This is a genomic window from Actinoplanes teichomyceticus ATCC 31121, from assembly GCF_003711105.1.
Classification (GTDB): domain Bacteria; phylum Actinomycetota; class Actinomycetes; order Mycobacteriales; family Micromonosporaceae; genus Actinoplanes; species Actinoplanes teichomyceticus.
This window is the reverse complement of record NZ_CP023865.1, coordinates 3,363,232-3,378,617: the sequence shown is the minus strand read 5'-3', so window position 1 is coordinate 3,378,617 and position 15,386 is coordinate 3,363,232. Positions and strand designations below refer to the sequence as shown.

The following is a 15,386-nucleotide window of genomic DNA, read 5'->3' as shown; positions in this document are numbered from 1 at the left end:
GACTAGTCAGCTCCTCGGACGTGTTCGGTCGCCCCACCGGGCGTCAGGTATGGCAGCAGGTCCGCGGGCGGGTGCCCGACCGGTTGCCGCGGTGTCAGGGGACGGGTGTCGGCGGTGTGCCAGAACACCCAGGTGCCCGGGGCCCGGCCGGGATCGGTGGCGTCCCGGCGGAAGTGCGCGAACGCCTTGGCCCCGTAGACCTCCTCCACCTCGATGCGGTCGCCGCCCAGCAGCGGCACCACCGTGGACCCGGGCGCCGCGTAGGTGCCGAAGGACCGCTCGGCCCACGCGTCGCGCACCTCCACGCCGTCGGGCCGCACCGCCGCGGCGTCCCCGCCGAGGCGGGCGACGGTCTCGCGGGCGCGGGCGAGCAGGCCGTCCCCGGCGATCCGCCGGTCACCCACCACGTCCACGGCGACCACCCGGGCCGGCGTCGCGGTCAGGGCCAGCCCGGCAGCGACGCCGGCGGCGGTCAGCATGGACGCCGCCGGCAGGTAGACGTGCAGCGGTGTGCGCAGACCGGCGGCGCGTACCTGCGCCGCCAGTTCCGCGGCCGCGTACGCGTGCGCCGTCGCGCTGCGCGGGTCGGCGCCACCGAACGGGATCACGTACGGCCGCTCCCCGGCCCGCCGCAGCCGCTCCAGCTCGGTGGTGAACAGCTCCCCGGTGGGCCGCAGCGACATGCCGCGCGGGGTCAGCGCCAGCTGCGCGCCGGCGCCGAGTGCCAGCCGCACGTTCCGGCTCACCAGCGCACCGGGCGCCTGCGGCAGGACGAAGGCCTTGACCCGCAGGCCGTGCCGGTGGGCGTGCACGGCGGTCGCGGCGACGTGGTTGGAGCCGACCGTGCCGGCGGTCAGCACCAGGGTCGCCGCCTCGGCCAGCGCCGCGCCGAGCGTGAGTTCGAGCGAACGCGCCTTGCAGCCGCCGAACGCCGGCGAGCAGGTGTCGTCGCGCTTGACGTACGCCGGGCCGGCGGCCCAGTCGAACCGGTGCAGCGGGGTGGGGCCGGGCACCAGGGGTACCGAGGGGAGACCGCCGAAATCCGGCCGTCCGCCGTCATGCGTCTCGATGGTCCGGCCCTCCCTGCTCGGCGGCCGCCTGCGGCCGGTACGGTCCGACGAGGTCCGGCACCCGGCCCGTGCTGATCTCCTCGGCGATCAGCCGGCCCACCAGCGGCGCGAGGATGACGCCGCTGTGGGCGACCGCCTCGTAGTAACCGGGCAGCTCGGGCGACCCGCCGACGCGCGGGTACCCGCCGCGCGGCAGGACCCGCCGGCCGATCCGCGGGTCGGCCGGCGCGAGTCCGGGGACGAGCCGGGTGGCATGGGCCAGCACCTCGCCGGCCAGCTTCCGCAGCAGCGACGGCTCCGGCGGTGCGTCGTGCCCGGCGAGGACGCGGTCGACGGGCTCCGAGCGCAGCAGCACCCGGCCGGGGCCGTCCGGCCGGATGCTGACCCGCGAACCGTGCAGGGTCCGCCGCAGCGTTCCGTCCGGCGTGGCCGCCGGGATCAGCAGACCCTGGCTCGGTACGAGCGCCAGCGCGGAGCCGGCCGGCGCGGCGACGGCGACGCTGCCCTCACCGGCGGCGTTCACCACGATGTCGCAGCCGAGCCGTTCCGCGCCGTTCACCGTCACCGTCCAGCCGGTGCGGCCGCGCTCCAGGCCGGTCACCCGGGCCCCGGTCCGCAGCGCCGCGCCGTGTCCGGCCGCCTCGGTGAGCAGCCGGCGGGTCAGGGCCACGGCGTCCACCCAGCCCTCGTCGTCGGCGTGCAGCACCCGGTCCGGCAGCTCGGCCCGCACCCCGAGCTCGCGGGTGGTCCGGTCGCCGTCCTGCCAGCGCAGCGCGTATCCCCACTGCTGGAACAGCTCGGCCCGGGCGGCCAGATCGTCGCCGGCCTCCTCGGCCAGCAGCACCGAGCCGCTGCGGTGGTACCAGGCGGCCGTCCCGAGCTGCTCGGCGAGGCGGGCGTGCTCGATCATCCCCGCGTGGTTGAGCTCGAAGTACTCCCGCGGCGACTTGTCGAACGCGCTGAGCCGGGCGAACGTCGCGCCGGTCGTGGCGGTGGCCGGGGCCGCCGCTTCCAGGATCTGCACCGCCGCACCGGTCCGGGCGAGGTGGTAGCCCACCGCCGCTCCCATGATCCCGGCGCCGATCACGGTGGCCCGCACGGCGCTCACCGGGTCGCCTGCGGCTCGTGCGGGGCGTCCCCCACCTGCTGGACGGCCTTGGGGACCAGGCCCCGGGGGCGGTCGGCGCCGGTCAGGTTGACCAGCACCGGCGCGTCCGGCGCGACGTCCCCGGCACGGCGCATGGCGATCAGCCCGGCGAGCGCCGTGGCGCTGGCGTAGCAGGCGTCCAGCCCCTCGGTCTCCAGCAGCAGCCGCCGGGCCTGCCGGATCTCCTCGGTGCCGACCGACATGATCCGGCCGCCGGTGCCGCGGCAGATGCTGTTGATGTAGGGGTACGCCTGGGTCGGGTCGCCGCGCAGGATCGCCTCGGCGAGCCCGGTCGGGTTCGGCACGGTGTACCGGGAGCTGAACACCGCGCTGCCGTCGGCGTACGCGGCGGCCATCGGGCTGCAGGTGTCCTGCTGCACGCCGACGAAGGCGGGCAGCTCGGGCAACCGGCCGAGCAGCTGGTACTCCAGCGCTCCCTTGTAGCCGCCGAGCAGCCCCATGCCGCTGCTCACCGCCTGGAACACGTGCCGGGGCGCCACCGGCATCTCGTCGTAGGCCTCCAGGTAGGCCAGCTTCAGGCCCTCGCGCCGGCTGGGGTTGAAGAAGCCGCCCTCGAACAGCACGTGCGACGCCTGGGCGTACCGCTTGGCGGCGTTGCCGGCCGAGACGAAGTCCGAGTCGAGGACGTACGTGCGGACCGACGGGTGATCCGGGTAGTTCAGCCGGGACAGGAACGCGCGGCCGACGAAGATGTGCAGGAGGAACCCACTGAGCAGGCGGGCCGCCCGGGCGTACGCGGTGGAGCTGTTGCCGGTGGAGGCCAGGGCGAGTTCGCGGACGCCGAGCTCGGTGTACCGGGCGAGCGCCACCGAGGCCATCCGGTCCTTGGTGGACCGGGTCGGGTTTCTGGTCTCGTCCTTGAGGTAGAGCGCGTCCAGGCCGAGTCGACGGCCCAGCGCCTCCGCGTGGAAGCACGGCGTGTTGCCCTCGCCCAGCCACCGCAGGGCGGCGGGGTCACGCACCGGCAGCAGGCCGGCGTACCGCTGGAGCGGGTCGTGGCTGTCGTGGACCGTCACCCGGGCGAGGTCGTGGATGGCGTCCATCGCCCCGTCGCAGCTGGCGCACCGGTTGCGCAGCAGCTCGTCGGACTGCCGGCCGCAGACTATGCAGCACCAGCGGTATCCCCCGCCGGCGGCACCGGCGTCGCGCATCAGGTCCCGGTACTTCAGTGTCAACATGGCTGTCTCCCGTCAGCGCGGTAACGGCGTGCGTGGTGACGGCTGGGTGGGCTCGGCACGCCGGGCCAGCTCGGCCCGGAGCGCGTTCTTGTCCGGTTTTCCGACGGCGGTCTGCGGGATGTCGTCGACGACGGTGATCGTCCGCGGCACGTGCGGCGCGGCCTTGCGGGCGCCGACCAGGTCCCGCAGCTCCTGCTCGTCGACCCGCGCGCCGGCGGCGAGGACCACGAAGGCGTGCACCGCCTCGCCCGTCTGGTCGTCGGGCCGGCCGACGACCGCCGCCCGGCGCACCGCGGGGTGGGTGGCCAGGACGTCCTCGATCTCGCGGGTGTAGCAGGTGATCCCGTCGACGATCACCACGTCGCGCAGCCGGTCGACGAGGTAGAGGTATCCGTCGGCGTCCCAGCGGCCGACGTCCCGGGTGCGGATCCAGCCGTCGATCTTGGTGGCGGCGGTCAGCTCCGGCGCACGCCAGTACCCCTCCATGATCATCGGAGACCGGACCCAGACCTCGCCGACCTCGCCGGGGCCGAGCACGGTCCCGGCGTCGTCGCGGACCTGCACCTCGACACCGGGCCGGGGCCGCCCCGCCGACCGCAGCAGCTCGCCGTCCGGGCGGGCATGCTCGCTCGGGTCGAGCGCGGAGATCATTTTGGTCTCGGTCTGCCCGTAGCTCTGCAGCAGCACCGGTCCCAGCCTCTCCCCCGCCTCCCGCAGCCGCGCGGGCGTCGCCGCCGAGCTGTGGTACACCAGCAGCTCCAACCGGGACAGGTCGGCGTGCTCCAGGTACGGCTCGTCCAGCAGCCGGTACATCCGCGACGGCGGCATCGTCAGCACGGTGACCGCCTCCTGCTCGGCCGCCCGCAGCACGTCCCGCGCTGCGGGGGTGTTGCGGACGACGAACGCCGCGCCGCCGGTCAGGGCGGGCAGGACGGTCGGCCCGGACAGCCACAGGAACGGCATGGACCACAGCACCCGGCACCCCGCCGCCCGGTACACGGCCGCCTCCGGCGAGTCACCGGCCAGCTGCCGGCGCCAGAAGTCGACCAGTGCGGCGCACTGCCGGAACGTGAAGGACGCGGCCTTGGGCCGCCCGGTGCTGCCGCTGGTGTACACCAGCTCGGCGATGTCGGCCGGGTCGCCCCGCGGGGGCACGGGGTCGGCGCTGTGCCCGGCGGCGGCCGCCAGGAGGTCCACGCCGGCGTCGCCGCTGCCGAGGCTCAGAAGGATGTCGACCGGTTGGTGCCCGACCAGTTCGGCGACCCGCTCGGCGTGCTGGGCCGGGTCGTAGAGGAGCGCCCGCGCCCCGCTGTCGGCGATCAGCGCCCGCTGATCGTCCACCGAGAGCACGCCGGGCACGCCGGCGTAGTAGCAGCCGATCAGCTGGGCGGCGAGCTGGACCATCAGCATCTCGGGCCGGTTGGCGGCCAGGGCCACGATGCCGTCGTGCCGTCGCAGCCCGCCGGCCGACAGCGCCCGGGCCAGCCGGTACACCATGGCCGGCAGCTGGGCGTAGGTCAGCGTGCGCGCCCCCTCGTCGAACGCCACCCGGTCGCCGTGTCCGGCGAAGGTGTCCAGCAGGCTGACGACGTGCGAACCGTCCTGGGGCGCCGTCATCGCCGGCCCAATGCCTGCCGCAGGCTCTTGGGCCGCATGTCGGTCCAGTGCTCGTCGATCCAGTCGAGGCACGCCTGCCTGTCGCCACGCTGGCCGGCCGGGTGCCAGCCGGCCGGGACCGGCCGTTCGGCGGGCCAGATCGAGTACTGCTCCTCGTCGTTGACGACGACCACGTGCTCGGTGCGGTCGGCGGAGTCGCTGGTGTCGGTCATCCGGGTTCTCCTTTCCGGCCGCGTCCGGTGACGAACGCGGCGAGTCGGTCGAGTCCTTCGTCGATGTCGGCCGGGTTCAGGCAGCTGCACGAGAGTCGGATCTGGTGCAGGCCGCCCGGTGCCTCGTAGAAGTGGTGCATGGGTATCCACAGCACGCCGTACCGGCGGGCGCTGTCGGCCAGGGCGAGGTCGTCGGCCGGGAACGGCACGGTCAGCGTCACGAAGAAGCCGCCGGACGGGTTGTTCCAGCTCACTCCCGCGGCGTGCGGGTCGGGGAAGCGGCGGGCCAGGCCGTCGAGGAGCTGTCGCATGTTGTGCCGGTACACCAACTGTTCCGCGGTGCTGGCCGCGACCAGGCTGCCCTTGTTCGCCAGCAGCTGGCCCGCCACCACGGCCTGCGCCAGGGGCGAGGTGTTGACCGTGACCATGCTCTTGATCTTCGAGAGCTGGTCGGCGAACGAGCCGCGGTCCGCCCCCGCGGCGTCGGTCACCCGCTGGCCGGCGACCACGAACCCGACCCGGGCCCCGGGCAGCGACGTCTTGGCGAAGGAGCCCAGGTAGACGACCCGGTCGCGGTGGTCCAGCGACTTGAGCGTCGGCATGCGTCGCTCGCCGTGGGCGAAGATGCCGTACGGGTTGTCCTCGAGGATCAGCAGGTCCAGGCGGTCGGCGAGGTCGAGCAGCCGGCGCCGGGTCCCGAGCGGGAGACTGATCCCGGTCGGGTTGGAGAAGTCCGGCACCAGGTAGAGCGCGCGGGGGCGGTGTCCGGCCGCGCGAACCCGCTCCGCCTTGGCCGCCAGGTCCGCCAGGTCCACACCGTCGGCGCCCGCCGTCACGCCGACCACGGGCAGATCCACGAGCCGGGCGGCGCCGGTCACGCCGACGTACATCGGCGAGACGCTCAGCAGCCTGTCACGGTCGTCGGAGCGCAGGGCGCGCAGGGTCAGGAACATCGCCTCCTGTGCGCCGACGGTCACCACGATGTCCTCGGGATCTGTCGTGATGCCCTCGTCGACGGCGAGCTGGCCGGCGATGAGCTCGTGGATGACGCCCTTCGTGCGCCCGTACTGGAACAGCAGCCGGGTCGCCCGCTCGGCGTCGTGGCCGCGCTCCTCCACCAGGTACGACCAGAACGTCCGCAGGTAGCGGTGCACGTCCTCGATGTCGTAGAAGCCCTCGTAGGGCCGGCCGGCGGCGAACGACACGGCGTCGGGGAAGCGGGCGGCGATCTCGTTGAGCAGATTCATCGATTCCAGCGCCGGATCGGTGAGCGACGCGTGCAGCTCCTCGACGGACAGCGTCACCAGGCGTGGCGGGGTCGGTCCCGAGCCGGTTTCAACCGTCATGCGCCGCCCGCCCCGTCCGGCCGGACCAGCCGCACTCCGGCAACCGGACCCGCAGTTCCCGGGCCGGGCCGACGGCCGGGCACCCGGCCAGCGCGAGCGCGTCGACGAGCTCCGCATGCAGGACGGACAGCAGTCGCGCCACGCCGCGCTCCCCGCCGGCCGCCAGGGCCCACAGCACCGGGCGGCCGACCAGCACCCCGGACGCCCCGAGGGCCAGCGCCTTGAGCACGTCCGATCCGCTGCGCACACCGCTGTCGAGAAGCACCGGGCAGGTGTCACCGACCGCCGCCACCACGTCGGGCAGCGCCGACAGGCTGGCCGGCGCGGCGTCGAACTGGCGGCCGCCGTGGTTGGACACCACCAGGCCGTCGACGCCGGCCCGCGCGGCCTGCGCCGCGTCGCGTGCGTCGAGGACGCCCTTGAGCACCAGGGGAAGCCCGGTGTTCTGCCGTAGCCAGTCGAGGTCGCGCCAGCTCAGGCTGGGGTCGAGCAGCGCGGTGCTGTGCCGGGCCACCGCCGACTCGCCCTGCACGCCGGTGTGCGAGAGGTCCTGGAGCGGATCGACGAGGTTGGCCGCCGACATCGACGCCGGAAGCGCGAACCCGTTGCGCATGTCGCGCAGGCGCCGGCCGAGCCGGGGGGTGTCCACGGTCAGCATCACGCACCGGCAGCCCGCCTGCTCGGCGCGGGCCAGCAGCTCACGCACCCGCCCGCGGTCCCGCAGCCAGTAGAGCTGGAACCACAGGTCGGCGCCGAGATCCGCCAACTCCTCCAGCCGCCGGCTGCCGAGGGTGGCGACGGTGAACGGGACGCCCGCGGCGGCCGCGGCCCGCACGACCGCCGGCTCCCCGTCCGGGTGCATCAGCTCCTGGTACGCCATCGGGGCCACCGCCACCGGCATCGAGAGCTCGCGGCCGAACAGCCGCGTCGACGGATCCGGCTCCGCGACCCCCATCAGGATCCGCGGGGTCAGTCGCACCTGGGCGAACGCGGTCCGGTTGGCGTCGACGGTCCGCTCGTCGCCGGCGCCGCCGGAGACGAAGTCCCACACCGGTCCGGGCAGCGCCTCCGCCGCCGACCTCTCGAAATCCTCCACGTGGAACCAGGGCGCCGACCGATCAGCGGTCCTGCCCACGCTGCCCCATCTCCACGGCGTCGTACAGAGCCCGGATGTTGCCGCTGCCGAAGGTCGTCGCCCCGTCCCTCTCGATGATCTCCATGAAGTACGTGCCCCGCGGCGCGGTCGACCGGGCGAAGATCTGGAAGAGCTTGCCGGACTGGTCGACGTCGGCCAGGATGTGCAGCCGTCGCAGGTCCTCGATGGCGTGCCGGCCGGAGGCGAGCCGCTCATGCGTGAGCTCGTAGTAGGCGGCCGGGGTGGTGAGGAAGGCGATGCCGTTGCCGCGCAGTTGGTCGACCGTCCGGACGATGTCCGCGGTGGCGAAGGCGAGATGCTGGACGCCGGCTCCGCCGTTGGCCTTGACGAACTTCTCCACCTGACCGGGCTCGCCGCTGAGGTGTCCCGGCTCCACCAGCACCAGGGTGAGCGCTCCGCCGGGCTCCTTGACCACCTTCGAGTTCATCACCTGGCCGCCGACCTCGGTGCGCTCCTCGAAGACGACGGGGTAGCCGAGAGCCGACTCGTAGAACGCGACCGTCCGCGCCAGGTCTCCACCGGGCAGGCAGATCGCGATGTGGTCGATCTCGTGCAGCTGGACGCCGGTGGGCGTGGGCGTGGCGGGCGCGGTGGCGCGCAGCCACGGGATCGCGCCCTCCTCCGCTTCCGCCGGGAGCTCGACGAAGCGCTGGGTCACGTCGCCGAACGTGTGGATCTCGGTGATCACGCAGCCCGGCGCGTGCGCCAGGTGGGTGGCGGTGACCGCGGGCCGGGCGCCCCGGTCCACCGCGTCGCGCCGGGCGGCCGTGGCGTCGCCGACCCGTAGCGCGATGCTCGCGACACCGTCACCGTGCGCCTCGACGTACCGGGCGACCGGGTGGGCGTCGTCGGTCGCCGAGGTCAGGATCAGGGTGGCCCGCCCGTTGCGGATGGCCACCGAGCGGCATCCGCCGGGAAGGTCGGCGGCGCCGACACGCTGGAAGCCGTACCCGGCCGCCAGGTCGGCTGCCACGGCTTCGGCATCGGCTACGTAGAACTCGACATGATGCAGGTTGCTGTCGCCATGACGGCCAGCGGGCATGGCGATGCTTTCATCCGTATTCACGTTGTCCCCCGTGTTGCTGTCCCAGTCGGGGCCGTTTGCGGGCGCCATTGGCGACACCACCGACCACGTCGGAGCGACCACGATCCAGGACCGTCGATGTCTAGATCACCGTAGGCAGGGCCATACGCAGGCATCAATGTAGCCAATGTCACACTGCCGCAACGATGTCGCAAAACGTCTGTATCTGTATAACGGGGACCCGCCGCACGACCCCCTCGGCCGGCGGCAGAAAATCGAGAGCCGCTGTACGGTAGGTCCGTGTCGTTCGCCGGCCGAACCGGCGACCGCCGGCGCGCCCTGAGCGCCGCATTCCACCGTCGCCCCGCGCAGGACCCGGACATATCGGCCATCTGCTAACATTCCCGCGGTGCGCATGCTCAGCGTGGAGGGTGACCGGTGACGGCCGTACGCAGAGATCCGCCCTTCGGGGTGACCGCTACAGGTCCGCGACGACGGTCGCGGCGCACCGGCCAGGCGCGTCTGCGCACCGTCGGGGCCCTCGTCGTCGCCGTCACGCTCCTCGCCGGCTGCCAGGAGAGCGCCCCGTCCGCCGGCCAGGACCCCGCCTCCGCCGCCGGCAGCGCCGCCCCGGCGGCCAGCCCCGGCCCCAGCCCTCGCCGGGTCTCCCCGGTCGCCCTGACCAGAGCCGACGGAGAGCTGTCGATCGGCGGCGTACGCCGCACCTACCGGCTCTTCCGCCCCCCGCAGGAGCGCTATCCGGTCGTGGTGGCGCTGCACGGCAAGCAGAGCTCCGGAGCCGAGATGGAGCGGGCCACCGGACTGCGCTCCTGGGCGGCGAGACGCGGCATGGCGGTGGTGTACCCGGAAGGGCGGCACGGAGCGTGGGGGGACGGGTGGCGGCCGACCCGGCTGCGCCCCGACCCCGACGCGGACGTGGCCTTCCTGACCGCGCTCGCCGGGCACCTGGCCGATCGGCACGGCGCCGACCCCGGGCGGATCTTCCTGCTCGGCGTGTCGAACGGCGGCAACATGGCGCTGCGGGCGGCCGTCCAGGCCCCGGACCGGTTCCACGCCGTCGCCTCGGTGGCCGGCCAGCTTCCCGTCGCGCCCTCGGCGCCCGCGGCGCGGGGCGGCATCCCCACCTTGCTGATCTACGGCACGGATGACCCGCTGCGCCCCTACAGCGGCCTGGCCACACCACCCCCGGCCGCGGCGCGCTTCGAGGAGCCGCCCACCCCGACGATCGGCGCGGAGGAGACCGCGCGCGCGTTCGCGGCCGGCGCCGGCGACGGCGTCCGGGAGTGGTTGCCCGACGTCGACCAGCGGGACGGGACCAGGGTGCGACGGACCAGTTGGCGGGCACGGCCGGAGGGCGGGCCGGTCCTGCTCTACACCGTCCGCGGCGGTGGCCACACGTGGCCGGCGAGCCGGGGCGATCAACCCAGGGCGCTCGGCGCGACCAGCCAGGACATCGACGCGAGCGACCTGATCACCCGGTTCTTCGCCGACCTGCCCTGAGCACCGCAGTCCGGGTCCGGCGGCAATCCCGGCCCCGTACGCCGAATGCCCCTTGCTCTTGGCGTCGATATCGGTAAATATCATCACGTGGCCTGGCGCGGCCAGCCATGAACACTCGCCTGCCGATACTCCGCGATGCCCGGCGCACCGACGACAAGCCGGGCACCGCCCACGACTCACGGCATTGCGCTCCCCCTCGCGTGGCACACATGCGAGGGTGAACGTGGTGTCCGCTTGGCGACCCGGCGAGCGCCGGCCCGGACAGCCGGTGCGGGCTGAGAACCGATTCGGAACGCGACGAAAGGATCACCCGTGTCGGACCCGAAGGTCCTCGAGGCGCAGAAGTGGGTCAACGCGACCTACGGCGCGGTAGCCGGCTATCAACGATGCCCCGAGAACGGCCGTACCGGATGGTCGACCATGTTCTCGCTCATCATGGGTCTGCAGCACGAGCTGGGCATCACGCCCGTCACCGCCAGCTTCGGCCCGACGACCACGTCCCGGTTCCAGGCCCTCGGTGAGCTCGGCATGGGCTGGGACCGCAACCGCAACATCGTCGCCATCCTTCAACACGGTCTGTTCTGCAAGGGCTACTGGGGCGTCGAGCCGGAGAGCTATGGATGGTTCACCGGGGTCACCCGGCAGGCGGTCATGGACCTGCGCTCCAACATGGGCATCCCCGAGGGCGACGGCAAGATCGACGTACGGATCGCCAAGTGCATCCTCAACATGGACGCCTACGTGGTGGTGGCCGGCGGCACCGACAAGATCCGGGATATCCAGCGCTGGCTGAACAGTCGCTACTGGCAACGCGACGCGTACAGCATCGGCCCCTGCGACGGCATCTACTCGCGGGACGTGCAGAAGTCCCTGATGATCGCCATCCAGTACGAGCTGGGCCTGAGCCCGAACGGCAACTTCGGCCCCGGCACGCAGGCCGGCCTGCGGGCGCACACCCTGCGCAGCGGCGACTCGGGCATCTTCGTCGAGCTCTTCTCCGCGGCCTGCGTGTTCAACGAGCCCGTCGGCGTCTACCGCACGAACAAGCGCAGCTCCTACGACGCCGGCCTGGCCGACTTCGTCAAGGCCTTCCAGCGCTTCGCCCAGCTGGAGGAGAACGGGATCGGCGACTACCCGACCTGGGCCCAGCTGCTGGTCTCCATGGGCGACGCCGATCGTCCGGCGACCGGGTCGGACACCCGCTTCGAGATCACCGCGACGCGTGCCGCGTGGCTGCGCCGTAACGGCTACGAGATCGTGGGCCGCTATCTGTACGACCCGCCGGGCTCGGACCTGGACAAGGAGATCAAGCCCGGGGAGCTGCAGCGGATCTTCGCCGCGGGCCTGAAGGTCTTCCCGATCTTCCAGGACCGGGCCCGCAAACTCGAGGACTTCACCTACAGCCGGGGTTTCCAGGAGGCGCTCAACGCGCACGAGCTGGCCCTGGGTTACGGATTCAACAGGGGCACGGTGATCTACTTCGCGGTGGACTACGACGCCACCCAGGAGGAGATCGACAGCGCCATCGTCCCGTACTTCCAGGGCGTGTCCGCCGGGCTGGCCAGCAAGGGCAAGCGCTACATCCACGGCGTCTACGGCTCCCGCAACGTCTGCATCAACGTCACCAACAAGACGTTCGCCCGTTTCTCCTTCGTCTCCGGCATGTCGTGGGGCTTCTCCGGCAATCTCGGCTTCACGCTCCCGTCGAACTGGTCGTTCAATCAGATCAAGGAATTCAAGGTCACCGACGGTTCGGACGTCTTCGACCTGGACCGTGACGTGTGGCGCCGCAACTCCGATCCCGGGACGTCGACGGTCAACGACATCGCCGGCCCCGCGGACGGATTCCTCTCCTACATCCAGCGGCTGTACGACCTGGCCGTCGCCTACCCCAACAAGGGCACGAGGTCGGCGTCCCAGCTGGTGATGGAGTACATCCGGCACCAGGAGTACGGCAACAAGAGCTGGGACAACGAACTCGGCTGGCTGATCCTGATCGGCGCCTACGACGAGGAGTTCGTCAAGTACGCCAACGATCGCGGCATGACGATCATGAAGGCGTTCAAGGATCCCTACACCGGTTACGAGCTGGGCGCCGAGCACCTCATGGCCACCGCCAACGGCCACCTGGTGGTGCCTCCGGACGCGAACCAGAAGTCGGCCAACGGCGGGGACGTCGCCGGCTGGGCGGGCGACCTGATGACCTTCTACAGCGACTGGCGCAACTCCGAGGAGCAGTACGCCTCGGGCCGGGCCTTCTGCGAGGCGAAGCTGGCCAAACCGGGAGTGGAGTCCACGTTCGGCTTCAGCGATCTCGTCGAGGACGCCGACGGTTTCCTGATCGCCCAGGCGGTGCGCTCGGGCCGGACGATCCTGCAGGCGGTCACGCACCACTACAACGGCGGCGGCGGGCTGCGCCGGTTCAACGACTACTTCCAGCAGCGGTGGGGCACCGCGGAGAACTGCAAGTTCGCCGCGCACAACGCGCTGACCGCGAGCGACGCCACCCTCGGCATCGCCCGCAAGCAGCTCATCTCGATGAAGGGCGCGATGCTCCCGACGGTCCTGCAGAACCTGCCCGGCGGATATGACAAACTGGTCGACTTCGAGCAGGGATTCGTGGACGCACTGCAGGCCCGCAGGGGAATGGAGAGCCGGATGGCGGCCGCCCTCAAGGCCAACCACCAGGACTACCTGCGTCAGGCAGCCGAGAGGGCGAACCCACAACGATGAGCTTCGAGCGTGTCGCTTCGCTGCTGCCCCTGCTGCCGTTGCTGGCCGTCCCGGCCTGGAGCCTGTGGCGGCTGGGGCGCGGCCTGCGCGCCGGCGACTGGCGCCGGCCCGGCTGGTTCGGCCATGCGGCGTGGGCGTCGTTCCTCCTGCTCGTGCTGGCGTGGCTGCTGGGCGCCCTGTCGGGTGGACTCGACCTCGAGGAGACCTGCCGGTTCCAGCACCACGAGCCGTACGACGACACGTACTACCGCGCTCATCGAGACGACTACTTCCGGCTCTTCCCGCTGAGCAGGAAGTGCCACGCCGGCTACGACCTGGTCGCCGCCTGGGTGAACCCCACGGTGGCCGTGTTGCTGCTGCTCCTCGTGGCCAGTCTGGCGGGCCTCGGGTGGGCATCGGTGCGCCGGAGGACACGGCCCATGAACGAGAAGGGACCAACGTCGTGAAAGACGTCAAGTTGTCGCGTCGCCGGTTGCTCGGTACGGCGGCGATCACCGGTGCGGCCGTGGCCGTGATCCGGCCCGGCGGTGCCGCGCAGGCCGCTCCGGCCGCCGGAGGGGCGCGCCCGTGGCGTGACTCCACCTCCGCGAACGGCTGGCCGGTGCTGGAGGAGACCGCCTGGCATCCCATCGAGGGCAGCGGTCAGCGGGTCAAGCTGGCCGCCGGTGACGCGGCGGTGCTGCTCACCCATGTGGCCCGCCGCTTCCATTACGAGATCGACCAGCTGCGACCCGGCGATGTGCACGGCCACACCGGTGACTCCACCGTCCACGAACCCTACGAGTCCAACCACCTGTCCGGATCGGCCATCGCGATCCGCCCGCACGCCTACCCGGCAGGCGTCAGGGGCGGCCTGTACCCCGCCGAACTGGTCGTGGTGCGCGACATCCTCGCCGAGCTCGACGGCGCGGTGGTCTGGGGTGGCGACTTCGACCGGCCGAAGGAGTCACACTTCGAGATAGCGTACCCGCCCGGGCACCGGACGGTCCGGTCCGCGGCCCGCAAGGTGCTCGGCTGGCGGAACGGCCCCGGAGGCGAGGGCGCGGGGGCGGTCGACGCGTTCGATCCGAGCCGCCGCTCGAAGGCCCGCAGCTTCGAGCGGCGGCCCCGGTAGCCTCCGTCAGGCGACGCGGTGAGGCGCGGCGAGTCCGTCAGCGGGCCCGGCGCGCCGCGCCCGCCGGGGTCTGATCGTTGCGGATGGCGGCGAGCAGGCCGTCGCGGACCGCGGCGAGACCGGCGTCGAGCGCGCCCAGCAGCACGGCGTCGTCGTCGATGGCGGTGACCGCGAATGATCCCTCCAGCGGGGCGGCTCGCCTAAACGCCCGGTGCACCGCGGTCAGCAGCGCGTCGCCGCCGGCCCGGGCGGTCGGACCGGCGAGCACCACGAGGCAGGGGTCGAGGACCGCGACGACCGCGGCCAGACCCACCACGATCCGGTCGGCCAGGCAGGCCAGGAACTCGCCGGGCGCGGTGACCGCGGCGGCGACCACCTGGGCCGGGGTGTCGCCGGGGATCCCGTGGTCGCGGCCCAGCTCCATGATCGCGGCGCCGCCGAAGAGGCTCTGCAGGTCGAGTTTACGGTCCGCGGAGTCGGGTGAGTACAGCGGCATGTAGCCGATCTCGCCGGCGCCCCCGCGGTTGCCGCGCAGCAGCGCGCCGTTGATGTCGATGGCCAGACCCAGGCCGTCCTGACCGATCCAGAGCAGCGCGAAGTTCTCCGCGTCACGGCCGGCGCCGCGGTTGCGCTCGGCGACCGCGGCCAGGTTCACGTCGTTGTCCACGCCGACGGGCGTGCCGAGCCTCCCGGCGATCTGCGGCACCAGGCCGGGGCGGGCGAAGCCGGGCACCTCGACCAGCCGGATGGTCTCGGTCGCCGGGTCGTACGACCCGGGCACGCCGAGGCGCACGTGCCGGATCCGCTCGGCCGGAGTCCCGGCTCGGCGGCGCAACCGGGCGACCACGTCCACCACGGCCGCCGCCGGATCGGTGGCGAGGAAGTCGACGCGCGACTCGAGACGGGCCCGGACCGCGCCGGTCAGGTCACAGAGCGCGGCGGTGACCGACGGGGTGCCGCTGGTGCCGACGTCGCGCACGGAGACCGCGGCCGCGTACGCCGCGTCCGGGTTCGCGCCATAGATCTCGGCGTTCGGCCCGGGGCGGCCACTGTGGTACCCGACGACATCGACCAGTCCGGCCCCGGTGAGCCGGCGCAGCACCTCGGAGATCGTCGGCATCGACAGCGCGGTGAGCCCGCGCAGGTCGGAACGGGTCAGCGGGCCAGCGTCGAGCAGGTGGGCGAGCGCCGCGCTCTCGTTCATGACGCGCAGCAGCTTGGACGAGCCGACCGGACGCGTCATCGGA

General features: G+C 72.7%; 13 protein-coding genes. 4 read left to right on the top strand and 9 right to left on the bottom strand.

Annotation, left to right across the window (positions count from 1 at the left end; genetic code table 11):
• Window positions 1–2 precede the first annotated feature (2 nt).
• The 8 genes from ACTEI_RS15120 to hppD are packed head-to-tail and all read right to left on the bottom strand — an operon-like array spanning window position 3 to window position 8,720.
• A complete protein-coding gene (locus ACTEI_RS15120) occupies window positions 3–1,013 on the bottom strand; it encodes a pyridoxal-phosphate dependent enzyme (RefSeq protein ID WP_203723778.1) in 1,011 nt (336 codons plus the stop codon).
• A 43-nt stretch (window positions 1,014–1,056) separates the two neighbouring features.
• Entirely contained in the window at window positions 1,057–2,178 is a 1,122-nt protein-coding gene (locus ACTEI_RS15115) for an NAD(P)/FAD-dependent oxidoreductase (protein WP_122978249.1), read from the bottom strand.
• Window positions 2,175–3,416 carry a threonine synthase gene (locus tag ACTEI_RS15110; RefSeq protein WP_122978248.1) on the bottom strand — a complete coding sequence of 414 codons (1,242 nt, stop codon included), beginning with the start codon at window positions 3,414–3,416 and terminating at the stop codon, window positions 2,175–2,177. Before ACTEI_RS15110 ends, ACTEI_RS15115 begins: the two co-directional genes overlap by 4 nt.
• Window positions 3,417–3,428: 12 nt before the next feature.
• Window positions 3,429–5,033, bottom strand: coding sequence for an AMP-binding protein (locus ACTEI_RS15105; RefSeq protein WP_122978247.1), 1,605 nt, complete (start codon window positions 5,031–5,033; stop codon window positions 3,429–3,431).
• Window positions 5,030–5,245, bottom strand: coding sequence for an MbtH family protein (locus ACTEI_RS15100; protein ID WP_122978246.1), 216 nt, complete (start codon window positions 5,243–5,245; stop codon window positions 5,030–5,032). The genes ACTEI_RS15105 and ACTEI_RS15100 overlap by 4 nt, the downstream gene beginning before the upstream one ends.
• Window positions 5,242–6,591 carry an aminotransferase-like domain-containing protein gene (locus ACTEI_RS15095; RefSeq protein WP_122978245.1) on the bottom strand — a complete coding sequence of 450 codons (1,350 nt, stop codon included), beginning with the start codon at window positions 6,589–6,591 and terminating at the stop codon, window positions 5,242–5,244. Before ACTEI_RS15095 ends, ACTEI_RS15100 begins: the two co-directional genes overlap by 4 nt.
• Window positions 6,581–7,726, bottom strand: a complete 1,146-nt coding sequence (locus tag ACTEI_RS15090) for an alpha-hydroxy acid oxidase (protein WP_122978244.1) — start codon at window positions 7,724–7,726, stop codon at window positions 6,581–6,583. Before ACTEI_RS15090 ends, ACTEI_RS15095 begins: the two co-directional genes overlap by 11 nt.
• Window positions 7,710–8,720, bottom strand: coding sequence for a 4-hydroxyphenylpyruvate dioxygenase (gene hppD / locus ACTEI_RS15085; RefSeq protein WP_244940681.1), 1,011 nt, complete (start codon window positions 8,718–8,720; stop codon window positions 7,710–7,712). The genes ACTEI_RS15090 and hppD overlap by 17 nt, the downstream gene beginning before the upstream one ends.
• Window positions 8,721–9,242: 522 nt before the next feature.
• Between hppD and ACTEI_RS15080 the strand changes: the two genes are divergently transcribed.
• The 4 genes from ACTEI_RS15080 (at window position 9,243) to ACTEI_RS15065 (ending at window position 14,139) form a co-directional block, all read left to right on the top strand.
• Entirely contained in the window at window positions 9,243–10,292 is a 1,050-nt protein-coding gene (locus tag ACTEI_RS15080; RefSeq protein WP_122978242.1) for a CE1 family esterase, read from the top strand.
• A gap of 312 nt (window positions 10,293–10,604) precedes the next feature.
• Complete coding sequence (locus ACTEI_RS15075) at window positions 10,605–13,025, top strand: glycoside hydrolase domain-containing protein (RefSeq protein WP_122978241.1); 2,421 nt, start codon at window positions 10,605–10,607, stop codon at window positions 13,023–13,025.
• A complete protein-coding gene (locus ACTEI_RS15070) occupies window positions 13,022–13,471 on the top strand; it encodes a hypothetical protein (protein WP_122978240.1) in 450 nt (149 codons plus the stop codon). Before ACTEI_RS15075 ends, ACTEI_RS15070 begins: the two co-directional genes overlap by 4 nt.
• Window positions 13,468–14,139 (top strand): hypothetical protein, encoded by a 672-nt coding sequence (locus tag ACTEI_RS15065; RefSeq protein ID WP_203723777.1) that lies wholly within the window; start codon window positions 13,468–13,470, stop codon window positions 14,137–14,139. Before ACTEI_RS15070 ends, ACTEI_RS15065 begins: the two co-directional genes overlap by 4 nt.
• Before the next feature lie 37 nt (window positions 14,140–14,176).
• On the opposite strand, the gene ACTEI_RS15060 is transcribed toward ACTEI_RS15065, so the two are convergent.
• On the bottom strand, window positions 14,177–15,382 hold the full coding sequence (locus ACTEI_RS15060) for an ROK family transcriptional regulator (protein WP_122978238.1): 1,206 nt from the start codon (window positions 15,380–15,382) through the stop codon (window positions 14,177–14,179).
• Window positions 15,383–15,386: the final 4 nt, after the last annotated feature.